At 45.1% G+C, this 21591-nt stretch carries 22 protein-coding genes; 14 read left to right on the top strand and 8 right to left on the bottom strand.

Annotation, left to right across the window (positions count from 1 at the left end):
• Positions 1–2151 (bottom strand): fatty acid oxidation complex subunit alpha FadB, encoded by a 2151-nt coding sequence (fadB, locus tag H5073_RS10375; protein ID WP_182679514.1) that lies wholly within the window; start codon positions 2149–2151, stop codon positions 1–3.
• 226 nt (positions 2152–2377) lie between these two features.
• Between fadB and pepQ the strand changes: the two genes are divergently transcribed.
• The 4 genes from pepQ (at position 2378) to hemG (ending at position 6376) form a co-directional block, all read left to right on the top strand.
• Positions 2378–3700, top strand: a complete 1323-nt coding sequence (gene pepQ / locus H5073_RS10370) for a Xaa-Pro dipeptidase (protein WP_182679513.1) — start codon at positions 2378–2380, stop codon at positions 3698–3700.
• A gap of 8 nt (positions 3701–3708) precedes the next feature.
• Positions 3709–4323 (top strand): YigZ family protein, encoded by a 615-nt coding sequence (locus H5073_RS10365; protein ID WP_182679512.1) that lies wholly within the window; start codon positions 3709–3711, stop codon positions 4321–4323.
• A 65-nt stretch (positions 4324–4388) separates the two neighbouring features.
• Entirely contained in the window at positions 4389–5846 is a 1458-nt protein-coding gene (locus H5073_RS10360) for a TrkH family potassium uptake protein (protein WP_182679511.1), read from the top strand.
• Positions 5846–6376 carry a menaquinone-dependent protoporphyrinogen IX dehydrogenase gene (hemG, locus tag H5073_RS10355; RefSeq protein WP_182679510.1) on the top strand — a complete coding sequence of 177 codons (531 nt, stop codon included), beginning with the start codon at positions 5846–5848 and terminating at the stop codon, positions 6374–6376. Before H5073_RS10360 ends, hemG begins: the two co-directional genes overlap by 1 nt.
• Positions 6377–6381: 5 nt before the next feature.
• Here the strand turns inward: hemG and H5073_RS10350 are convergent, their stop codons facing one another.
• From H5073_RS10350 to def, 5 genes are read right to left on the bottom strand one after another with little or no spacing between them, the layout of a single operon-like run.
• Positions 6382–6705, bottom strand: coding sequence for a metalloregulator ArsR/SmtB family transcription factor (locus H5073_RS10350; RefSeq protein ID WP_182679509.1), 324 nt, complete (start codon positions 6703–6705; stop codon positions 6382–6384).
• Positions 6706–6731: 26 nt separating this feature from the next.
• The gene (trkA, locus tag H5073_RS10345) at positions 6732–8141 is read right to left on the bottom strand and encodes a Trk system potassium transporter TrkA (protein ID WP_182679508.1); all 1410 of its coding nucleotides are present in this window, start codon (positions 8139–8141) and stop codon (positions 6732–6734) included.
• An 18-nt stretch (positions 8142–8159) separates the two neighbouring features.
• Positions 8160–9443, bottom strand: coding sequence for a 16S rRNA (cytosine(967)-C(5))-methyltransferase RsmB (rsmB, locus tag H5073_RS10340; RefSeq protein ID WP_182679552.1), 1284 nt, complete (start codon positions 9441–9443; stop codon positions 8160–8162).
• Positions 9443–10402 (bottom strand): methionyl-tRNA formyltransferase, encoded by a 960-nt coding sequence (fmt, locus tag H5073_RS10335; protein ID WP_182679507.1) that lies wholly within the window; start codon positions 10400–10402, stop codon positions 9443–9445. The genes rsmB and fmt overlap by 1 nt, the downstream gene beginning before the upstream one ends.
• Positions 10403–10408: 6 nt before the next feature.
• Positions 10409–10921 carry a peptide deformylase gene (gene def, locus H5073_RS10330; RefSeq protein ID WP_182679505.1) on the bottom strand — a complete coding sequence of 171 codons (513 nt, stop codon included), beginning with the start codon at positions 10919–10921 and terminating at the stop codon, positions 10409–10411.
• 126 nt (positions 10922–11047) lie between these two features.
• Between def and H5073_RS10325 the strand changes: the two genes are divergently transcribed.
• The 6 genes from H5073_RS10325 to hemF all read left to right on the top strand — a co-directional run bounded on the left by H5073_RS10325 (position 11048) and on the right by hemF (position 15994).
• Positions 11048–12157, top strand: coding sequence for a LysM peptidoglycan-binding domain-containing protein (locus H5073_RS10325; RefSeq protein WP_182679503.1), 1110 nt, complete (start codon positions 11048–11050; stop codon positions 12155–12157).
• Between the two features lie 83 nt (positions 12158–12240).
• Positions 12241–13257 carry a DNA-processing protein DprA gene (gene dprA, locus H5073_RS10320; protein WP_182679501.1) on the top strand — a complete coding sequence of 339 codons (1017 nt, stop codon included), beginning with the start codon at positions 12241–12243 and terminating at the stop codon, positions 13255–13257.
• Positions 13258–13259: 2 nt separating this feature from the next.
• Positions 13260–13733, top strand: a complete 474-nt coding sequence (locus H5073_RS10315) for a DUF494 family protein (protein WP_011494493.1) — start codon at positions 13260–13262, stop codon at positions 13731–13733.
• Between the two features lie 81 nt (positions 13734–13814).
• Positions 13815–14378, top strand: a complete 564-nt coding sequence (locus H5073_RS10310) for a type I DNA topoisomerase (RefSeq protein ID WP_182679498.1) — start codon at positions 13815–13817, stop codon at positions 14376–14378.
• Positions 14379–14499: 121 nt separating this feature from the next.
• A complete protein-coding gene (locus tag H5073_RS10305; protein WP_182679496.1) occupies positions 14500–15066 on the top strand; it encodes an L-threonylcarbamoyladenylate synthase in 567 nt (188 codons plus the stop codon).
• Positions 15067–15076: 10 nt separating this feature from the next.
• Positions 15077–15994, top strand: coding sequence for an oxygen-dependent coproporphyrinogen oxidase (gene hemF, locus H5073_RS10300; protein WP_182679494.1), 918 nt, complete (start codon positions 15077–15079; stop codon positions 15992–15994).
• A 13-nt stretch (positions 15995–16007) separates the two neighbouring features.
• Here hemF and H5073_RS10295 read toward each other — a convergent pair whose 3' ends face one another.
• A complete protein-coding gene (locus tag H5073_RS10295) occupies positions 16008–16442 on the bottom strand; it encodes a group II truncated hemoglobin (protein ID WP_182679492.1) in 435 nt (144 codons plus the stop codon).
• A 200-nt stretch (positions 16443–16642) separates the two neighbouring features.
• Between H5073_RS10295 and H5073_RS10290 the strand changes: the two genes are divergently transcribed.
• Genes H5073_RS10290 through H5073_RS10275 form a run of 4 tightly spaced genes read left to right on the top strand, consistent with a single transcriptional unit; the run spans position 16643 to position 20503 of the window.
• The gene (locus H5073_RS10290; RefSeq protein WP_182679490.1) at positions 16643–18037 is read left to right on the top strand and encodes an amidohydrolase; all 1395 of its coding nucleotides are present in this window, start codon (positions 16643–16645) and stop codon (positions 18035–18037) included.
• Positions 18038–18056: 19 nt separating this feature from the next.
• Positions 18057–19334 carry an amidohydrolase family protein gene (locus H5073_RS10285; RefSeq protein WP_182679487.1) on the top strand — a complete coding sequence of 426 codons (1278 nt, stop codon included), beginning with the start codon at positions 18057–18059 and terminating at the stop codon, positions 19332–19334.
• A gap of 46 nt (positions 19335–19380) precedes the next feature.
• The gene (gene aroE / locus H5073_RS10280) at positions 19381–20202 is read left to right on the top strand and encodes a shikimate dehydrogenase (RefSeq protein ID WP_182679485.1); all 822 of its coding nucleotides are present in this window, start codon (positions 19381–19383) and stop codon (positions 20200–20202) included.
• A gap of 34 nt (positions 20203–20236) precedes the next feature.
• Positions 20237–20503: a DUF1488 domain-containing protein gene (locus tag H5073_RS10275; RefSeq protein ID WP_182679483.1), complete on the top strand. Its 267-nt coding sequence runs from the start codon at positions 20237–20239 to the stop codon at positions 20501–20503.
• A gap of 71 nt (positions 20504–20574) precedes the next feature.
• On the opposite strand, the gene H5073_RS10270 is transcribed toward H5073_RS10275, so the two are convergent.
• Complete coding sequence (locus H5073_RS10270; RefSeq protein ID WP_182679482.1) at positions 20575–21129, bottom strand: gamma carbonic anhydrase family protein; 555 nt, start codon at positions 21127–21129, stop codon at positions 20575–20577.
• Between the last annotated feature and the right edge of the window lie 462 nt (positions 21130–21591).

The following is a 21591-nucleotide window of genomic DNA, read 5'->3' as shown; positions in this document are numbered from 1 at the left end:
TTAGGCTTGGTAGTAGCTACCGTTATTGGCTGCAAGTTCACGCATAGTATCGGTAACTTGATATAAGCCACCTAAGTGTGCGTATTTGTCTGCAAGAGCGACGAAGTTTGCGACGCCCATGGTATCTATGTAGCGGAATACGCCACCACGGAATGGTGGGAAACCAAGACCGTAAACTAGACCCATATCGCCTTCAGCAGGAGAAGCGATAATGCCTTCTTCTAAGCAACGTACCGTTTCAATGATCATCGGGATCATACAACGGGCGATAATATCATCAGCTTCAAATGCTTTTAATTCACCAAAAGCGGCACCTAATAACTGGTAGCTAGTGGCATCAACATCTTTCTTTGGTCTACCGCGATTATCCACTGAGTAAGTGTAAAAGCCTTTGGTGTTTTTCTGACCTAAGCGTTTGTTTTCAAACATGATGTCAATTGCATCTGTGCCACTTTTACCCATGCGATCTGGGAAGCCTTCAGCCATAACTGCTTGAGCGTGATGACCCGTGTCTAGGCCAACAACATCAAGCAAGTAAGCTGGGCCCATTGGCCAACCGAACTGCTTTTCCATGATTTTATCGACAGCTGCAAAGTCAGCGCCATCAGCAAGCAAACCATTGAAACCAGCAAAGTAGGGGAATAGCACGCGGTTAACGAAGAAGCCTGGACAATCGTTTACTACTATGGGTGTCTTACCCATTTTGCTGGCATAAGCCACAACTGAGGCAATGGTTTCTTCTGAGCTGTGCTCACCACGGATGATTTCAACTAACGGCATTTTGTGCACTGGGTTAAAGAAGTGCATGCCGCAGAAGCGTTCAGGCTTCTTCAGGCTTTTTGCCAATAGGTTGATAGAAATGGTCGAAGTATTAGAGGCGATGATGGCATCTTCTGCGACAAAATCTTCAACTTCTGCAAGTACTGTAGCTTTAACTTTTGGATGCTCAACAACAGCTTCAACCACAATGTCGCTATGCTTAATGGCTGCGTAGTCCAATGATGGAGTAATGTTGTTAAGTACCTTGGCCATTTTCTCAGGTGTTGAACGACCGCGAGCCACTTGGGTAGCTAAAATCTTAGCGGCTTCATTCAGACCTAATTCTAGGGCTGGCTGAGCGATGTCTTTCATCACGATTGGTGTGCCTTTGCTGGCGCTCTGGTAAGCGATACCGCCACCCATAATGCCTGCACCCAATACCGCAGCGTTATTAACATCTTTTGCTAACTTACCAGCTTTCTTGGCTTTGCCTTTAACGAACTGATCGTTTAAGAAAATACCGATTAATGCCTGAGCAACATCAGTTTTAGCAAGCTTGATGAAGGCTTGATTTTCCACTTTTAATGCACCAGCTCTATCAAACCCTGCCGCTTGCTCAACAACACCAACAGCAGCCATTGGCGCTGGGTAGTGTTTACCCGCAACCGCGTAGACCATGCCTTTAGCTGTAGTGAACGACATCATAGCTTCAAGTTTTGGCAGCGTTAATGGTGATTGCTTGCGTTTACGACGGGCTTGCCAATCTAGCTTCTCGGCTAGGGCATCTTTAAGCATTTGCAGTGCCGCAGCGAATAAGTTTTCTGGTTCAACAACGGCATCGATAGCGCCAACTTTAAGGGCGTCATCTGGGCGTTGCTCTTTACCTGTGGTGATCCACTCTAGTGCGTTGTCTGCGCCAATAACGCGAGGTAAACGTACTGTGCCACCAAAACCTGGAATAATACCTAGTTTGGTTTCAGGAAGACCGATGCGCGCATTGGTGTCTGCAACGCGGAAGTCTGTGGCTAAAATGGTTTCACAACCGCCACCCAATGCAAAACCATTGATTGCAGAGATAGTCGGGAATGGCAGATCTTCTAGCTTATTGAAAATCGCGTTCGCTTGTTCTACCCAAGAGAGCAAAGTTGCATCATCTTGCTTAAACAGGCCTAAGAATTCGGTGATATCCGCACCCACGATAAAGGTGCTTTTAGCTGAGGTTAATACCAACGCCTGTATGCTGGCGTTGCTTTTGATGCTGTCTAGTGCAGCATCGAGCGAGGCAAGAGTTTCTCTGTCGAATTTGTTAACCGAGCCTGGTGCGTTAAAGCACAGCTTGGCAATATTATCTTCAAGTAACTCAACCTGAATGGTGGGGCTTTGGTAGATCATTGCTTGCTTCCTTATTGCTAAAAAGCGACTTCCACATCGATACACAGTAGCTTGTTCTACAGCAGTGTCGGCCATCATTTGACCAGTTACACTCAGTGTGCGACTAAATGACAGAAATTACAACACCCAATTTAAACGGCCGTTTAATTTTTTATCGACTAGAGTGATTTTTCATCTTTGTGATAGACTCACAGGGTTTGCAAACCTTTTATAACAGGGAATAATCATGGATCAATTGGCTCATCACTTTAGTGAACATATTGTAGAACTTAATCGACGCGTTGCTGAGATTATCGCAAGAGAAAAACTATCGGGATTAGTGATCCATTCTGGGCAACCCCATAGGCAATTTCTAGATGATATGAACTATCCGTTTAAGGTTAATCCACAGTTCAAGGCTTGGGTGCCTGTGATTGATAACCCTAACTGTTGGTTAATAGTGAATGGCCGAGACAAGCCCACGTTAGTTTTTTATCGTCCAGTGGATTTTTGGCATAAAGTCAGTGATGTGCCCGATGCTTTTTGGACTGAACATGTGGATATTAAGCTGTTAACTAAAGCCGATCGCGTGGCAGAGTTTTTACCCAAAGACATCACTAACTGGGCTTATTTAGGTGAGCACTTAGATGTTGCTGATGTATTAGGCTTTACCTCACGTAACCCAGATGCCGTGATGAACTACTTGCATTATCACAGAGCCACTAAGACTCAATATGAGCTTGAGTGTATGCGCCAAGCCAATAACATCGCCGTTAAGGGACACCAGGCTGCAAAGAATGCGTTTTTTAATGGCGGCAGTGAATTTGAGATCCAACAAGAGTATTTATCCAGTGTTGGCCAGAGTGAAAACGAAGTTCCCTACGGCAACATCGTAGCACTTAACCAGAATGCTGCTATTTTGCATTACACGGCATTGGAGCACACAAAACCTGCTCAGCGCTTGTCATTTCTATTAGATGCCGGTGCTAACTTCCATGGTTATGCGTCGGACATTACCCGTACTTATGCATTTGAGAAAAATAGTTTTTGCGATTTGATAGCGGCACTTAATGCTGTCGAGTTGGCTATCATCGACAGAATAAAGCCAGGGGTTAAGTACACTGACCTTCATATTGAGACCCATCATCATATTGCTCAGCTGTTACTCGATTTTAACTTGGCAACAGGTGAGGCCGCTGGTTTAGTCGAGCAGGGGATCACCAATGTGTTCTTCCCCCATGGTTTGGGTCACATGTTAGGCCTGCAAGTACATGATATGGGCGGCTATCTTCATGATGAGCGCGGTACCCACATCCCAGCGCCAGAAGCACATCCCTATTTGCGTTGTACCCGCACACTAGAAGCCAATCAAGTGCTGACCATAGAGCCTGGCTTGTATATTATCGATTCTTTGCTGGACGAACTTAAACAAGACGGTCGTAAGCAGCAAATCAATTGGGAACAAGTGGCGCATTTCCGTCCTTTTGGCGGCATACGCATAGAAGACAATGTCATTGTTCACCATGATAGAAATGAAAATATGACCCGTGAGTGTGGCCTGACTGATTGAGCCTGGGTTTGATAGAGCAATATAGGGTTCCATCTCAGACCTTAGTCATAGAAGAGGAAATCAAGCACAGCCGCTTTATTTCCTTATTGTTTCATTGCCCAGATGCTGAGGTGATGAAACAGATGCTAGCCCAAGCAAAAATCGATTACCCCGGCGCCAGTCATTATTGCTATGCCTTTGTTGCCGGAATGCCGAGCAACACTATTGATATGGGGTCAAGTGATGATGGTGAGCCAGCTGGCAGTGCTGGACGTCCTATGCTTGCCACCTTACAAGGTGCTCAGTTGGGAGAGATTGGGGCACTTGTGGTGCGTTATTTTGGCGGCACTAAGTTAGGTGTTGGTGGGTTAGTAAGAGCTTACTCCTCAGGCATTAAGCAAGGACTAAACAATTTAAGCACTCAAGTTAAGTTTATCCGCCAAGCGGCGAAGCTTAAATGTCAGTATAGCCAATTGGCTGATGTTGAACACTTAATTCAAAAATACCACGGGGTGATTGTCGATAGGCGATTTACCGAAGCCGTTGAGCTAGACTTTGAGCTAGCCCTAAGTCATCGAGACCATTTTATTTTAGAATTGGCGGCGATGAGTCAAGGCTGTTTAATCCCAGAGTTTGCTGTTTGATGAGCCGCACATCTGTGCCAAAATAGCTTTCTTAACCTAATTAACAAACTGACTGAAACTGATAAATGCAATATAAAACAATAATAAGGATCACAGGTTTGTTGATGGGATTATTCTCCATCACCATGCTTCCACCAGCATTAATTGCTATTTTTTACGGTGATGGTGGTGGTACAGCATTTATTAAAGCATTTGTTGTTAGCATCTTACTTGGGTTATTACTCTGGTACCCCAATCGTCACCAAAAAGCAGAATTAAGAACCCGCGAAGGCTTCCTTATTGTGGTGCTGTTTTGGACTGTACTGGGCTCAATAGGTGCTTTACCCTTTATTTTTGCTAAGGAACCCGATTTAAGTTGGACCGACAGTTTTTTTGAATCATTTTCAGCGCTAACTACTACAGGCGCAACAGTCATTGTTGGGCTTGATGTATTGCCGAAAGCTATTTTGTTTTATCGGCATTTGTTGCAGTGGATGGGCGGTATGGGGATCATCGTGCTTGCGGTGGCAATCTTGCCACTATTAGGTATCGGTGGCATGCAGCTGTACAAAGCAGAGATCCCAGGCCCCGTCAAAGACAGTAAGATGACCCCGCGTATTGCCGAAACAGCAAAAGCCTTGTGGTACATTTATTTATTGCTAACCGTAGCCTGTGCTACGGCATTCTACTTTGCTGGCATGAGTGTATTTGATGCTATTTGCCACTCTTTCTCTACCATTGCTATTGGTGGTTTCTCAACTCACGATGCTAGCATCGGTTATTTTAATAGCCCGATGATTAACACTATTTGCGCGGTATTTTTACTGATTGCAGCGGTGAACTTTAGTTTGCATTTTGCGGCATTTTCCCTCAGAGGGATTAATTTCAAGGTGTACTTTAAAGATACCGAATTTAAAGCCTTGATTGCAATACAACTGATCTTGACCGCTATTTGTTTTGTAACACTTTACTCTGCAGGTATTTACGATACCCCAGAGCAAACCTTAGATTATGCTTTTTTTCAGGTGGTTTCTATTTCTACCACCGCAGGTTTTGGGACTGAAAGCTTCAATACTTGGCCGTTATTTCTACCGATACTATTGATATTCTCAAGTTTCATTGGTGGCTGTGCAGGCTCTACGGGGGGGGGTATGAAGGTGATTCGACTTATTCTCTTGCTGCTTCAAGGCTCACGAGAGCTAAAGCGCTTAGTTCATCCTAAGGCCATGTATTCAATTCGAATTGCAGGCTCGGCCTTGCCAGACAGAATTATTGATGCTGTTTGGGGGTTTTTCTCGGCTTATGCTCTAGTGTTTGTTGTTTGCATGCTGGCACTAATGATGATGGAAATGGATGCACTCACGGCATTTAGTGCCACAGCTGCGAGTTTAAATAACTTAGGTCCAGGGCTAGGCGATGTGGCTAACAACTATGCGAGCATCAGTGACGGCGCTAAGTGGGTGTTGGTTATTGCTATGCTATTTGGCCGTTTGGAAGTGTTTACTTTGTTGGTACTATTTACCCCCACATTCTGGAAAAACTAATGACTAAAACGTTAATCTTATATTCAACAGTGGATGGGCAAACCTTAGCCATTTGTCAAAAAATGCAGATGGTGATGCAAGATGCAGGCGAGCAAGTGGAGCTACTAAACTTGTCGGAGGCGAGTGTTGAATCCTTAACTCAAGCAGATAGAATTTTGATCGGTGCCAGTATCCGCTACGGCAAACACAGGCCTGAGTTATTTAGTTTTGTTAACTCTCACCAAGCCTTGCTGCGTAGCAAGGTGAATGGCTTTTTTAGTGTTAATGTTGTTGCTAGAAAACCTGAGAAGAATACTCCTGCTACCAATCCTTATATGATTAAGTTTTTGCAGTTATCAGCTTGGCAGCCTCAAATATTAGAGGTTTTCGGCGGTAAAATTGCTTACCCTAAATACGGCCCGTTTGATCGCTTTATGATACGTTTTATCATGTGGATGACAAAAGGCCCGACGGACACTAAAGGCACCTTTGATTTTACTGATTGGAATAAAGTTGATGAGTTCGCTAAGCACTTTATGAATCAGCAATAGTTAACCTAGACTTCGCTGTTCATTTCACTGCAATAGCGGCGATGTAATATTGAGATGATCTCAGTGACTTCAGCGTTTTTAAGGGCGTAATAGACTATTTGTGAGCTCTTGCGTGTTGCCACTAAATCTTCCGCCCTTAATACTGCTAAATGTTGTGATAGTGCGGACTGACTTAAAGGCACTGTTTCATTAAGCTCAGTAACACTGAGCTCATTTTCTAGCAACAAACACAAAATCATTAAACGATAAGGATTGGCGATGGCTTTGAGCCATTTTGCCGCTGTTTGTGCATTGTTAAGCATGACATCGACCTCGATTTCTTGCTGCATTCTAGCTCCCAGTAGTTGAATGATAATTAAAAGAAAAACGCACTTGGTTGGAATAATTTTTCGACATCGCTAATAAACTTCTTATTGACTAAGAACAAGATAACGTGGTCGCCTTGTTCTATTACTGTTCTATCATGGCCCATTAATACTTCATCGTTACGCACTACCGCGCCAATTGTAGTGCCTGGTGGAAGTTTAATGTCACCGATTTGCTTGCCAATGACTTTAGAGGTACTAGAGTCGCCATGAGCAATAGCTTCAATGGCCTCTGCTGCACCACGACGTAGCGAATACACGTTGCAGATATCACCTTGACGTATATGAGTTAGTAACGCTGAAATAGTGGCTTGCTGTGGTGAAATAGCAATATCAATATTGGCTTCTTGGACAATATCTACATAGGCTTCACGCTGGATCAGCACCATGACTTTTTTGGCGCCCATACGTTTTGCGAGTAACGCTGACATGATATTGGCTTCATCGTCGTTGGTGACAGCAATAAACACATCGATTTGGTCTATATGCTCTTCCATTAACAGCTCTTGATCTGAGGCGTCACCGCAAAATACTGTGGTTTTATCTAGCTTCTCAGACAGTGCTTCGGCGCGCTCTTGTCTGTGCTCGATTAACTTCACCGAGTGATTACGTTGCAGTTTTTTAGCTAGGCCAAAACCGATATTACCGCCGCCTGCAATCATAATATTGCGATAAGAACCATCGAGTTTTTGCATTTCGCTCATTACGGCGCGAATATGGCGGGTATCGGCCAAGAAAAACACTTCATCATCGGCTTCTATGACAGTGGTGCCCCTTGGCATAATAGGCCTGCCTTGGCGAAAGATTGCTGCCACCCGAGTGTCGATATTAGGCATGTGCTCTCGCAGTGTTGCCAGAGCATTACCCACTAACGGGCCACCATAATAGGCTTTTACAGCCACTAAACTGAGTTTGCCTTCAGCAAATTGCAGCACCTGCAGTGCGCCAGGGTACTCGACCAATCGCTGAATGTAGTTGGTGACGAGTTGCTCGGGAGCGATTAACTCATCAATAACAAAGCCCCCTCGAGGCTTGGCATCGCTATTTTTTATCTCGCTATTGATGAATAATTTATCTTGAATATCTAGATAGGCTTCCGAGCGAATGCGGGCAATTTTGGTTGGGGTGCCAAACAAGGTGTAGGCAATTTGGCAGGCCGCCATATTACACTCATCGCTGTTGGTGACCGCAATCAACATGTCGGCATCTTCGGCGCCGGCATCTCTTAATACACTAGGGTGGGCGCCATGGCCCACGACTACACGCAAATCAAACTTGTCTTGCAAGATCCGCAGGCGGTCTCTGTCGCTGTCCACTAGAGTGATGTCATTGTTTTCACCGACTAAGTTTTCCGCTAAGGTTCCGCCTACTTGCCCTGCACCTAAAATGATGATTTTCATCTAGCCCGTGTATCCTATTTAGAGTGCTTTCACGAGACGAGCGTAATAAAAGCCGTCCATGTTATGTTGTCCAGGCAAAATTTGCCAGCCGATATCATCAGGATTAGTTTGTTCGCTTATGGCGACCAGTGAGGCATCGGCAGTGCGGCTTAGAAATGCACTGATCTGCTGGCTGTTTTCTTCAGGAAGAATTGAGCAAGTGGCGTATAACAGCGTGCCACCAGGTTTTAGCCATTGCCAACAATGATCTAAAATTTGCATCTGTAATGTGGCAAGTTCACTAATATCGCTATTTTTACGTAGCCATTTGATATCTGGATGGCGGCGGATAACTCCTGTGGCGGAGCACGGCGCATCCAGTAGAATGCGATCGAATTTATCACCTTGCCACCAGCTATCAATATTGGCTGCATCACCATGGATAACTTGCGCTGATAAATTTAATCTGTCTAGGTTTTGCTGCACTCGCTCTAAACGCTTCTGGTCAAAATCAACTGCAGTTAGGCTAATGTTTGGTGCAATTTCTAATAGGTGACAGGTCTTGCCTCCAGGAGCTGCGCAGGCATCAAGTACTACTTCATTGGCTTGTGGGGCTAATAAGGTCGCGGCCCATTGGGCGGCGCCATCTTGCACCGACGCGCTACCTGACATAAAACCGGGCAGTTGCATTACATCTGTAGGGTTTGCTAACAAAATTGCATCAGGGCTTAAGCCTGCTGTGGCTTGAATATCTTCAGCGGCTAAGCTTGCAAGGTAGGCATCACGGGTTTGCACTAGGCGATTATTACGTAGCCACATAGGTGGGCGTTCATGGCTTTGCTCTATCACTTGCTGCCAGTCTTGTGGGTAGGCTTGCTGCAAGCGCTTAATTAACCATGCAGGGGTATTGTACTTTAAGGTGTCGGAGTCGGTATTGAGTTGAGGTTCTTGACGCTGGATATTTCTAAGTACGCCGTTGACCACTTTCACTAGACCATCGAATTTCAACTGACGACAGGCTTCAGCAGTCTCAGATATCGCAGCATGGCTAGGGATGCGGGTAAAGTACAGTTGGTAACAACCGACAAGCAATAATTGATGCAAGATACGCTGCTTGCCTTTGAAGGGTTTGGTTAAACAATCACTGACGCATTTATCAAGCTGAGGCAGTTGGCGCATCACGCCATAGCAGAGTTCGGCTAATAACGCTTTGTCTTTGCCATTGTGCACATGTTGCTGCTGTAAGGGTAGAGCCACCGAGAGCGATAATCCCTTCTCAAGCACATCAAATATAGCTTTGGCCGCCAAAGCGCGTAAATTCATCATCCGTTAGTCTCTTGGGTTAAGCTCAAGCCCGCTGTAAACCAGTCTGCCCGAGAGTTTAAAATATCGGCAACAGCCAAAGGTTTTTTGTTCGGTAGCTGGATAATTTCTAATAATAAACTGCCTTCGGCTGTTGCGATTTCAATACTGTGTTTATCGGCGCTAATAATAGTCCCCGCAGCTGCGCTGTTAGCTTGTGGGTTATAGCTGGCTTGCCAGACTTTAATAGTGCTGTCTTGGTATTCGAAATAACTTACAGGCCAAGGGTTAAAAGCGCGAATTTCTTGCCATAGCTGCTTAGCACTCTTATTCCAATCGATTCTCGCTTCTTCTTTTGATAGCTTTTCAGCATAATTGGCTAATGCTTGATTTTGTGGCTCGCCTTGTAAGCTGCCAGCATTTAACCCCTCTAAGACTTGAAGCAAGGCTTGGGGTCCTTGTGCAGCGAGCTTTTCATAGAGACTGGCAGAGGTATCAATGTCTTCAATAGGTAAATGAGTTTTGAGCAACATGTCGCCAGTATCAAGTCCAAGATCCATCTGCATTATGGTGACACCCGTTTCATTGTCACCGGCCCAAAGTGCTCGCTGAATTGGCGCTGCGCCACGCCATCTTGGCAATATAGAACCATGAACATTGATACAACCTAAACGGGGAGTATCTAATACTATCTGAGGTAAAATTAAGCCGTAAGCCACAACAACCATAATGTCGGCATTCAGTGCAGCCAATTCGTCCTGAGCTTCAGCAACTCTTAAAGAGGCGGGTTGATACACAGGTACATCATGATTCATAGCGAGCTCTTTCACTGGGCTTGCTGTCAGTTTTTTACCGCGTCCAGCGGGTCTGTCTGGCTGCGAATAAACGGCAATGACATTGTGCTCTGAATCGAGCAAGGCTTGTAAATGTCTGGCGGCAAAATCCGGAGTTCCGGCAAAGATAATATTTAATGGCTTCATTGATATTTAGCTGCCTTTTGCTTCTAGTCGGGCTTCTTTTTCAAGCTTGGTCTTGATGCGCTGGCGCTTAAGTGGTGATAAGTAGTCAACGAATAGCTTACCTTTAAGATGATCCATTTCATGCTGAATACAGATAGCAAACAACTCGTCGGCTTCCACAGTGAAGGGCTTACCGTCTCTGTCTAAGGCTTTCAAAGTCACAAACTCGGCGCGATCCACTTTAGCGTAAACGCCGGGTACCGATAGGCAACCTTCTTCATTACTAAAATCACCACTTTTGGCGACAATCTCAGGATTGATGAATATTTTAGGGCGCTCAACATCATCTTGAAGATCCATCACAATAAGTTGCTGATGAAAATCCACCTGAGAAGCGGCTAAACCTATACCTTTCTCTGCGTACATGGTTTCAAGCATGCTATCGATCTGGGCCTGTAGTTCAGGGCCAAAATCGGTTACTGGCTTGGCAATCGTGCGTAAACGTTCATCTGGAAAGCGTAATACATTTAATAGTGGCATATATAAACTCGTAGAAATATGTCAATTGATAACCAGTTAACTATACTGGCTATTGCTAATGGGGGTAATTTTAATCCCTACTGACTCTCAATAACAGTAAAAAGCTCTAATAAAGAGCTAAACAACATGGATGCCACCATGAAACGCATATTATTAGTTATATTTCTCTCATTGGGTGTGACGCAATTACATGCAGATACGTTGGCTTTAAAGTCAGGGCACCCTGATACCTATGTCGTTAAAAAAGGCGATACTCTCTGGGACATCTCAGGTTATTTTTTAAATGATCCTTGGCGTTGGCCCACCTTGTGGGGGGGAAATCCTCATATCGCAAACCCCCATCTGATTTACCCTGGCGACCAATTGACCTTAGTATTTATTGATGGCCAACCTAGATTGGTGCGGAATAAAACCCTGCTCAAGAAGTTGGTTGAAGGTAGGGTTAAATCGAAGAATGCCGCTATCCCAGCGGTAGCGTTATCTTTGATACAGCCATATTTAGCCCAAAATCGTATTGTCGAGAAAACCTGGTTAGAAGCTCTACCCATGGTACTTGGCGGCGAAAGCCCTTCTAAACATCATATTGTGGGCGATATCGTCTATGTCGATACTAATATGCCAATAGGTGAGAAGGTTGCCATTTACGTTCCTGGCCGAGAGTTTTTTCAGGCGAGCACGGATGAACCCCTGGGGCAGGAGATTATCTTGAGTGCTAGCGGGCGAGTGGTGGAGTCTGGCGAAATCTCTAAGATTAAATTGTTAACTAACCTGCAGGAGACCAAAGTCGGTTTTCGTGTTGCACCGGTTGAAGATCAAGCTTTAATGTCAGCATTGTTTATGCCTAAAGCGGCTCAACTTACTGAGCCTACGGAAGTGCTTGCTATTGAAAAGGATATTCGTGAAGTGGGTAAGTTAGATGTGGTATATCTGGACAGGGGGAAAGCCGATGGCATTGAACCTGGGCATGTGTTTGCGATTTACCGTGATGGTGAAAAAATAGTGATAGGCCAAGATGGCTTACCGGTGCGAGAAATCGATAGATCATCATATGATAACCTAGTCGCTAAGTTTTCCAACGACAGAGTTTATCAAGTCCCCGATGTATTTAATGGCAATGTGATGGTGTTTAAAGTGTTTGAAAAAACCAGTATGGCGTTGATTATGTCTAATGCTCATCCAGTGAGGGTCAAAGATAAACTTATTACGCCTGAACTTAAGTCTTTGCGGAATTTGTAATTTCTGACAACCTGGTCGACTGGCTAATTGTTGCTGCTGTATCTGGGTTAGGGCCAGCTCGGATCCAACAATTATTATCCCATATGGACGTGGAAGAGTTGCGGCAACGCCTCGAGCATGAAAAGCACACCTTGCCCCTTTCTAGCAGCACTCTTGCCAAACTCAGTATCAACTTTCCCAAGGTCGAACAGGCATTAACTTGGCTAGCATCTGCTGAAAATCACCATATTGTGACCTTTAGTGATGCTCAGTACCCTAGGTTATTAAAGCAAATCAGCGATCCCCCGAGTGTGTTATTTATCAAGGGCGATATTCATCGCTTATTATTACCTTCATTGGCAATCGTAGGTAGCCGTAACGCATCGCCGGCGGGACTTGAAATTGCACATACATTGGCAGGGCAATTGGCTTATCAGGGTCTAGCCATTACTAGTGGAATGGCTACAGGCATAGATGGTGCGGCCCATAAAGGTGCCTTGGTTCAGGGAGGGAGTACAGTTGCTGTTTTAGGTTCAGGGGTTGAACAAGTGTACCCCAAACGTCATCAAGGTCTATATCAACAGATTCAACAGTCAGGCTGCATTATTAGCGAATATTGGCCGGACGTTACCGCCTTTGCTGCCAATTTTCCTCGCCGTAATCGCATCGTCAGTGGCTTGAGTGTGGGCACTTTAGTGGTGGAAGCGTGTCGCAAGAGTGGCTCACTCATTAGTGCTCGCCTTGCCATGGAGCAAAACCGCGAAGTGTTTGCGGTGCCGGGCTCAGTGATAGGCGGATATCATCAAGGTTGTCACGATTTAATTAAAAATGGGGCAAAGCTTGTGGAGTCTGCTGCCGATATAATGGAAGAATTAGTCAGTTTAATCGACTTTCACCTTGAAGATGTGCGTAGTCGTCACCATATACAAGCTGACAATAATTGTAATTTGCCATTTCCTCAGCTGTTAGCTAGTGTAGGATATGAGACCACAAGTCTTGATATGGTGGTTGAGCATAGTGGAAAAACGATAGATCTGGTGTTAGTGCAAATGCTTGAACTTGAGTTACAGGGTTGGGTGGCATCGGTCCCCGGCGGTTACGTCAGACTAAAGAGGAGCTAGGTATGTTTGATATCCTCATGTATCTATTTGAAAACTATGTGCATAGTGAAATTGAGTTGTTAGTTGATGAAGATGAACTAACCAAAGAACTCACCCGAGCTGGTTTTCACCAAGCCGATATTTTAAAAGCGCTTTCTTGGCTTGAGCGTTTGGCTGATCTGCAAGAAAGCGATAAGCCATATCTGTGCAATCATGCGCAGCAATCATTTCGCATCTATACCAAAGATGAAATGGCGAAACTTGATGTTGAGAGTCGTGGTTTTTTATTATTCCTTGAGCAAATTCAAGTGCTCAGCGTTGAAACCCGTGAAATGGTGATCGACAGAGTCATGGAATTAGATGAGGCTAGCCTTATCTTAGATGATCTTAAGTGGGTAATACTTATGGTACTATTTAATGTGCCTGGTAATGAGTCAGCCTATGAACAGATGGAAGACTTAATCTTTGAGCAACCGGAAGGGCGCTTACACTCTTAAATGAGAAAAATGAAAGGAGGCTTAGCCTCCTTTTTTGATCGCTAATCGAATATAAATAATGCTTAGGTAATTGAGAGTCCCATGTCCAAAATCGATCAACAACTGTTTAGTGCCCATGAGCATGCGCTAGAGAAAGAGTATGAACAGTGCCCTAAATGCGGCTGTGAATTATCGGTTAGGCATAGCAAACATGGCGGCTTTGTTGGCTGCAATAATTATCCAAGCTGCGACTATACTCGCCCACTAGTGCAGCATGAGGCCATAGATACCCAATTGATTGCGGGATCTGAGTGTCCTAAATGTGGTCATGAATTGGCGGTTAAATCGGGCAGGTTTGGTATTTTTATCGGCTGTAGCCATTATCCTGAGTGTAATCACATCGAAAAAACCGACCATAGCGTGGCGCAAGAACCCATAACATGCCCAACATGCCATAAAGGCCAGTTAGAATCCCGCACCAGTCGTTTTGGCAAAACCTTTTTTGCTTGCAATCACTACCCCAAGTGTAAATTTATTGTCAACTATCCGCCCCACAATGAGGCTTGCCCTGACTGTGGTTTTGGTATTCTCGTGGAGCGTAAAGGCGCTGCGGGTTTACGTTTAGAATGTCCGCAAAAGGCTTGCAAGTACAAACGAGCGTTATAATTTATTGATGTTACTCTGGCTTTAAAGGTTATTTGTGCCCACTTATAGAGACTGTATAATCGCGCTGAAGTTAAGCTCTTTATCTACACATCAATGAAATCTTAGTGCCCAAGGAACCTTAATGCTGCAACTGTCTCCGACTCAAGTTAGCCCTGTAATCGCTCGGGGTGGTGTTATCGCTTATCCCACGGAAGCCGTTTATGGCTTGGGGTGCGATCCAGATAATGACCAGGCAATCGAAAAGCTATTGGCGGTTAAGCAAAGACCTTGGCAGAAGGGACTTATCTTAGTCGCCAGTTCTTTTGAGCAGTTACTGCCTTATATTGATGTCTCTCAATTAACTCAAATCCAGTTAGAGTTTGCTCACAGCAAGTGGCCAGGACCATTTACTTTTGTAATGCCGGTCAAAGCGCATGTATCTACCAAATTGCGCGGTGAGTTTGACTCCATCGCCGTACGGATTTCGGCTCATCCTATTGTGCGTGAGCTGTGCGACAGCTTAAACAAGCCGTTAGTGTCCACCAGTGCCAATTTGGCAGGTCAAACACCAGTTTTAACAAATAGCCAAATATTGACTGATTTTACTGGTAAAATAGATGCCTTGATCCTTGGAGATTTAGGGCAGCAAGCACAACCTTCGACCATAATCGATGCCCGTAGTGGCTTAGTTTTACGTAACGGACAATAAAGGATTTTTAATGACAGGGCCTGATACTAATGCCGTCAAACAATTTTTGTTGGCACTGCAAGCGAGTATTTGCACGCAGTTAGAGCAACTCGATGGTGAAGCAAGTTTTAAAGCTGACTCATGGGAGCGTGCCGAAGGCGGCGGCGGTACTAGCCGCGTATTAACCAAGGGTAAGGTTTTTGAGCAAGCAGGGGTGAACTTTTCCCATGTTACAGGTGCAGCAATGCCTGCATCTGCCACTGCTCACAGACCTGAGCTTGCAGGGCGCAGCTTTGAAGCCATGGGCGTATCGTTAGTTATTCACCCTAATAATCCATACATACCCACAACGCATGCTAATGTGCGCTTCTTTATAGCCAGTAAAGAAGGGGCCGATCCTGTGTGGTGGTTTGGCGGCGGTTTCGATTTAACGCCTTATTATCCCTTTAAAGAAGATGTGCTTAGTTGGCATCAGACCGCAGCAGACTTGTGTGCGCCTTTTGGTGAAGAGGTGTATCCCAAGTACAAGAAGTGGTGTGATGACTACTTCTTCTTACCCCATAGAAACGAAACTCGCGGTGTTGGTGGGTTATTTTTCGACGATCTCAATCAAGCCGGTTTTGAGCAGAGCTTTGCCTTTATGCGCGCCGTGGGAGAAGGCTTTATTCACGCCTATGCCCCTATTGTTGAGCGCCGTAAGGCACTTAGCTTTGGTGAGCATGAACGCCAGTTCCAGCTATATCGCCGTGGTCGTTATGTGGAGTTTAACTTGGTTTACGATAGAGGCACTTTATTTGGCCTGCAAACTGGCGGAAGAACTGAGTCTATCTTGATGTCCATGCCGCCATTAGTGCGCTGGGAATATGGTTTTACCCCTGTAGCAGGTTCAGCGGAAGCTGAATTGTATGAGGTATATTTAACACCCCAAGATTGGTTGCAGCAAGCCTAAGCCTTATTGAGCATTACTGGTTACGCATGTGATCGGCCAATGTTGAGATAGCCTGAATAATCGCTTGGCGATGTTCAGGCTTTTTTATGTGTTTTTCTATGGCGCTGTGCATGCAGCTAAGCCATTGGTCACGCATTGATGCATCAATGGCAAATGGCATGTGTCTGGCTCTTAATGCCGGATGACCATATTTTTGTTGATACAGTTGCGGCCCACCAAGCCAGCCAGATAAAAACTCATAAAGTTTTTGTTCCGACTCTGCAATCGGCGCGCGATGGATGGCGAGTAAAGCCTGAGTATCTTGCCTTGTTTGCATCTGCTGGTAAAACTCATGGGCTATGGCTTTAATCACCTTATCGCCACCAATTAAGTCATAGGCATTGGATTGTTCTGCATCCCTGTCATCGCGAGCTGCTGATTTTGTAAAAAGCTTTTTTAGCCAGTTCATTTACTCTTCATTCATAGTGGTTATTGTGCTGGCATTATAACGCTAGCCTAGGCTAAGCGTTGGCGAGATCCAAAGTTTTGAGGGTGTTTTTTTGTCGATTTAAAGGCGAACTGCCTTTTATGAAATCTTTTTATACAGTTAGCGGCTGTTCTTTAAGGGCAAACTTGTTTAGATTGAACAAAAATAAAGGAGATAAAACTATGGCAGGTTCTTCGCCGTCATTGGTATTTGTTGCAATAACTGCGGCGCTAACAGCATCTACGTTAGTTGGCTGCGGCCGAGTTCAGCAAGACCCTAAAGTGACTATCAATAAAAACCCTTACCCAAGTACTTATCAGGCGATGCCCAGCGATACCTTGTTGCTGAAAAATGCCACGGTGTTAACGGCGACAGGTCAAAAGCTTGAAAATACCGATGTGCTGGTGGTTGAAGGGAAAATTGCCGCTGTCGGTAGTCAACTTGTGGCCACAGATGCGCGGCAAGTGGATGCTAGCGGAAAATGGTTAACACCAGGGATTATTGATGTTCACTCCCATCTTGGGGTGTACCCAAGCCCTGGGGTAGAGTCCCACAATGATGGCAATGAAATGACGGCACCTGTTACCGCCGAAGTGTGGGCGGAGCATAGTGTTTGGCCTCAAGACCCAGGCTTTAACCGCGCCCGAGAAGGTGGCGTGACCACAATGCAGATATTGCCAGGTTCTGCCAATCTTATTGGTGGCAGGGGAGTCACCTTAAAAAATGTGCCCACTCAAACCATGCAAGCCATGAAGTTTCCCGCAGCACCTTATGGCCTAAAGATGGCCTGTGGTGAGAATCCTAAGTCGCTCTATGGCAGCCGTGAAACATTGCCTATGACTCGTATGGGCAATATGGCGGGTTATCGGCAGGCCTTTATCGAAGCCACTGAATATAAGCGCGCATGGGATAAGTATGACGCCGATTATAACTTAGGTAAAAATCCTAAAGCCCCGAAACGTGACTTGATGAAAGACACCTTAGTCGGGGTGTTGGAGGGGGAAATACTTATTCACAATCATTGTTATAAAGCCGAAGAAATGGCGATGATGATAGATTTAGGTAAAGAGTTTAATTATCACTCTGGCACCTTTCATCACGCCATCGAGGCATACAAAATTGCTGATCTCTTGGCGCAAAACCAGAACTGCGCCGCCATGTGGCCAGATTGGTGGGGCTTTAAGATGGAAGCCTATGACATGGTGTTGGAAAACGTTGCCATGGTGGATGCGGCGAAAAGCTCTTGCGCCATAGTGCACTCAGACTCAGCTGTGACTATTCAGCGCCTGAACCAAGAAGCGGCCAAAATTCTTTATCGAGCTAATGAGCAAGGCTTTAAGCTTAAGGAAGAGGATGCTATCGCATGGATAACCTTAAATGCTGCTAAATCTTTAGGTATTAATGCTAAAACAGGTTCGGTTGAAGTGGGTAAAAATGCTGATATCGTCCTCTGGAATGGCAATCCATTTAGTGTTTATGCGTTAGCAGACCAAGTGTATATCGATGGCGCTAAAGTCTACGACCGTAAAGTTCCAGCCTATCAGGCTAAAAGTGACTTTATGCTTGGGCAACAATAGGCCGACAACAGGGATTAACATGATAAATAATAAACGATTGCCACTGAGCTTAGCCTGCGCCTTATTGTTCACTGGCTCGCTATCGGCGCAAACTTTAGCGATTAAAAATGCCACAGTACATACGGCGACAGAGCAAGGCATATTAACTCAGGCCACAGTGCTGATTGAGGATGATAAAATCATCGGGATAAACCCCAAAAACTACCAAGCCGATGTTGAATTTGATGCAGAGGGCAAGACGTTAACGCCAGGGCTTATCGGTTCGATGAACCCGTTAGGCTTAGTTGAAGTTGGCATGGTGGCAACAACTAATGATAGCGGCGACAAAGAGGCCGGTATTAGTTTCGACCCCAGTTTAGGGTTTAACCCTAAAGCCAGCACTATCGCTTTTGCCCGTAAAGGCGGCGTGACTTCTAATCTGGTAGTGAGTCGCGGTGGTGAAAGCATTTTTGCGGGGCAAGCCTTTGTGGTTTCCTTGTCTGGAGAATGGGATAGCATCATCTCAGCCCAAGGTCCATTACTGGTGAAAGTCGGTGCTAAAGATGAAGGCTCTCGAGCTATGTCACTGCAAACCCTTGCAGAACAATTAGCCGATGCCCAAGAGGCACAGCTTAAAGCGAGCAAAAAAGCTAAAGCCAAATCAAGTGACAAAGAAGATAAAGAGCCAAGTCGCGAGCAGTTGGTGCTAATCGAGGTGCTAAAAGGCAATAAAACCCTAATTGCAGAAGCTCATCGCGCGAGTGATATTTTGGCATTGCTTAAGCTGAAACAGCAATATCAGCTGAAACTAGTGATAAGTGGCGCCGCGGATGGAGCACTAGTGGCACAGCAGCTGGTGGATGCCAAGGTACCGGTCATTATCAATGCCATGGATAATCTGCCAGATGGCTTTGACTCACTCAATAATGCCATGACTAATGCCGCTCAGCTTAATCAGGCTGGAGTTAAGATTATTTTGTCCTTACCAGGTGACAGTCATGGTTTATATGCACTGAGGTATACCGCGGGTAATGCTGTGGCTAATGGCTTACCTGCTCAAGAGGCTCTAAAAGCACTAACCGCAAATGCTGCCGATGTGTTTCAGTTAAATTCGGGACGTATTAAGATAGGAAAAGAAGCGGATTTAGTACTTTGGAGCGGGGATCCGTTCGAATACAGCACTAGAGTCGAAAAATTATGGATAAAGGGTAAGGCACAGCAACTTGAGAGTCGTCAGGATAAGCTTCGTAACCGCTATATGACGCAATCGCCATTGCCTAAAGCTTATAATCGAGGCGAGGCAATTCGCGAGCTGTAAAAGTAAGCCGCCGGAACAACCGCAGAACAAACCACAGAGTAACGAGATGACAGATAAGTACGCCGTTTTTGGTAATCCAATCGGCCAGAGTAAATCGCCCATGATCCACACTGAGTTTGCCAAACAGGCTCAGCAAAACATGAGCTATTCGGCAGTGCTGGCTCCTGTGGAAGGGTTTGAGACTAGTATTAAGTCATTTTTTGCCTCTGGTGGTCGTGGGGCCAACGTCACAGCACCATTTAAAGAGCAAGCTTTTGCTTTATGTGATGAGCTCAGTGAGTTAGCTCAACTCGCAGGAGCGGTGAACACCCTAGTGCGCTTAGAAGATGGCAAGCTTAGGGGCGATAATACCGACGGTCTTGGTTTGGTTGCCGATATTGAGCGTCAATTAACTTCCCTCACTAACAAGCGGGTATTGCTAGTGGGGGCGGGCGGCGCAGCAAGAGGCTGTATCTTACCCCTGCTACAGGCGGGTGTTGCTCAGCTCGATATCACTAACCGCACCCATGACAAAGCTCTGCAGTTAGCTCAGTTATTTAGTCGCTATGGTAATATCAAGGCGCTAACGCTTACAGAGCTCGCTGCTGGCTATGACGTCATTATTAATTCAAGCTCAGCAGGCTTAACCGGCAAACTTATTAGCTTGCCGAGCACGATTATTACTAGCAGCACTTATTGCTATGACATGAGCTACGGCCGTGAGGTGAGTTTATTTAATCAATGGGCACAGTCCTTGGGTGCTCGTCAGTGCTGCGATGGTTTGGGGATGTTGGTCGGTCAGGCGGCGCAAAGCTTTTATTTATGGCGCAATGTACGCCCTGATGCAGCAAAAGTAATGCAGCAGCTTCGCAGCGAACTTGGAAGTTAGCTTGGTATAAATAGATAGTGAACTGGGATAATCCATGAACCAAAGCGTGATCTTTACCGATCTCATCGATGTAACTGATACCGGCGTGAGCTTTTATGCTCAGCAACAAGGGCAAAACATCACTTGTCGTATTAGCTTTAGCCAATTGAGTGTATTTACCCAAGAAGTTAATTGTCATAGCGGCAATGCAAAGGCCTTGTTTGAAGAATACCGTTTCGATATGGAAGATTGGGCTGAGTCGCTAATAGCCCAAGAAGCTTTCGATGAACAAGGCGAGATCCAATTAACCAGTCAAACCTAGCAATAAGCTGCAGGCGGTGAGTCGTGTTGTTCACCGCCAACTGTTATTTGTGGTACGAGGAGCTAATTGGGTTAAGTTGCAGTGGCCGCTAAATCTTCCAAGTACTCATTCTTAAGTCTTACGTAGTTGTCAGCTGACTGAGGTAAGAAAGCTAATTCGGCAGCAGTTAATGGGCGTGACTGCTTACAAGGACTGCCAACATAGAGAAAACCACTTTGTAGTACCTTATTAGGAGGCACAAGTGAGCCAGCACCAAGAATGACATCATCTTCTATTACTGCACCATCAAGTACGATAGCCCCCATACCAATCAAAATTCGATTTCCAAGTTGGCATCCGTGCAGCATAGCCTTATGTCCAATAGTGACATCATCGCCAATAATAAGTGGATGACCGTCAGGTTTGGCGGCAGACTTACGCGTAACATGCAAAATGCAGCCATCTTGTACATTTGAGCGCTTACCAATACGAATATGGTTAACATCACCACGGGCTGCAACTAAGGGCCAGACGCTTGCGTCGACATCTAAATGGATATCACCAACTAAAATAGCTGCAGTATCAACATAAGTGCCTTCGGCCAGAGTTGGTGTGATGCCTTGATAAGTACGTAAATGAGCTGACATAGAGAGTCCTAAATAAAGTGTTTTACTGAGTATAAGGCTTTATCAAGTTAAGATCTGGATAAAAAATAGCTTAAAATATGGGTTTCAGTTCAAAAAGACAACAAACAGCAAGAAAACTACAATTATCTCTAAAAAGCGCTTGCGTAAAAAATTAAGCTCCCTATAATGCGCAACCACTGACACGGCAAGCGGCTCACGCCAATGACGAGTCAGTTTGAAGGATTCAAATAGAATGTTTCAAAGCGAAAAGAAAGTTTGAAAAAAACACTTGACGCTGACAACGGATTGCGTAGAATACGCAGCCCAAGCCAACGACCTAGCGTCAACGGCCGCTAAGTGAAAATTAAGTTTTTCATGTTAGCAACGCTCTTTAACAATACGAACAAGAAATCTGTGTGGACACTCACAGGTATTGAGTTATTCGACAATTATTTAAATCAGTTTAACTGCTTTAGATAATCA

The organism is Shewanella sp. SR44-3 (assembly GCF_014163735.1).
Classification (GTDB): Bacteria; Pseudomonadota; Gammaproteobacteria; order Enterobacterales; family Shewanellaceae; genus Shewanella.
Note: the sequence above shows the minus strand (reverse complement) of the source record. Positions and strands in the feature narration are given on the sequence as shown.

Bases quoted from the DNA above. Each gene is read 5' to 3' on its own strand.
- fadB (WP_182679514.1), bottom strand. From the start codon at position 2,151: ATGATCTACCAAAGCCCCACCATTCAGGTTGAGTTACTTGAAGATAAT.
- pepQ (WP_182679513.1), top strand. From the start codon at position 2,378: ATGGATCAATTGGCTCATCACTTTAGTGAACATATTGTAGAACTTAAT.
- H5073_RS10360 (WP_182679511.1), top strand. From the start codon at position 4,389: ATGCAATATAAAACAATAATAAGGATCACAGGTTTGTTGATGGGATTA.
- hemG (WP_182679510.1), top strand. From the start codon at position 5,846: ATGACTAAAACGTTAATCTTATATTCAACAGTGGATGGGCAAACCTTA.
- H5073_RS10350 (WP_182679509.1), bottom strand. From the start codon at position 6,705: ATGCAGCAAGAAATCGAGGTCGATGTCATGCTTAACAATGCACAAACA.
- trkA (WP_182679508.1), bottom strand. From the start codon at position 8,141: ATGAAAATCATCATTTTAGGTGCAGGGCAAGTAGGCGGAACCTTAGCG.
- rsmB (WP_182679552.1), bottom strand. From the start codon at position 9,443: ATGAATTTACGCGCTTTGGCGGCCAAAGCTATATTTGATGTGCTTGAG.
- fmt (WP_182679507.1), bottom strand. From the start codon at position 10,402: ATGAAGCCATTAAATATTATCTTTGCCGGAACTCCGGATTTTGCCGCC.
- def (WP_182679505.1), bottom strand. From the start codon at position 10,921: ATGCCACTATTAAATGTATTACGCTTTCCAGATGAACGTTTACGCACG.
- H5073_RS10325 (WP_182679503.1), top strand. From the start codon at position 11,048: ATGGATGCCACCATGAAACGCATATTATTAGTTATATTTCTCTCATTG.
- dprA (WP_182679501.1), top strand. From the start codon at position 12,241: ATGGACGTGGAAGAGTTGCGGCAACGCCTCGAGCATGAAAAGCACACC.
- H5073_RS10315 (WP_011494493.1), top strand. From the start codon at position 13,260: ATGTTTGATATCCTCATGTATCTATTTGAAAACTATGTGCATAGTGAA.
- H5073_RS10310 (WP_182679498.1), top strand. From the start codon at position 13,815: ATGTCCAAAATCGATCAACAACTGTTTAGTGCCCATGAGCATGCGCTA.
- H5073_RS10305 (WP_182679496.1), top strand. From the start codon at position 14,500: ATGCTGCAACTGTCTCCGACTCAAGTTAGCCCTGTAATCGCTCGGGGT.
- hemF (WP_182679494.1), top strand. From the start codon at position 15,077: ATGACAGGGCCTGATACTAATGCCGTCAAACAATTTTTGTTGGCACTG.
- H5073_RS10295 (WP_182679492.1), bottom strand. From the start codon at position 16,442: ATGAACTGGCTAAAAAAGCTTTTTACAAAATCAGCAGCTCGCGATGAC.
- H5073_RS10290 (WP_182679490.1), top strand. From the start codon at position 16,643: ATGGCAGGTTCTTCGCCGTCATTGGTATTTGTTGCAATAACTGCGGCG.
- H5073_RS10285 (WP_182679487.1), top strand. From the start codon at position 18,057: ATGATAAATAATAAACGATTGCCACTGAGCTTAGCCTGCGCCTTATTG.
- aroE (WP_182679485.1), top strand. From the start codon at position 19,381: ATGACAGATAAGTACGCCGTTTTTGGTAATCCAATCGGCCAGAGTAAA.
- H5073_RS10275 (WP_182679483.1), top strand. From the start codon at position 20,237: ATGAACCAAAGCGTGATCTTTACCGATCTCATCGATGTAACTGATACC.
- H5073_RS10270 (WP_182679482.1), bottom strand. From the start codon at position 21,129: ATGTCAGCTCATTTACGTACTTATCAAGGCATCACACCAACTCTGGCC.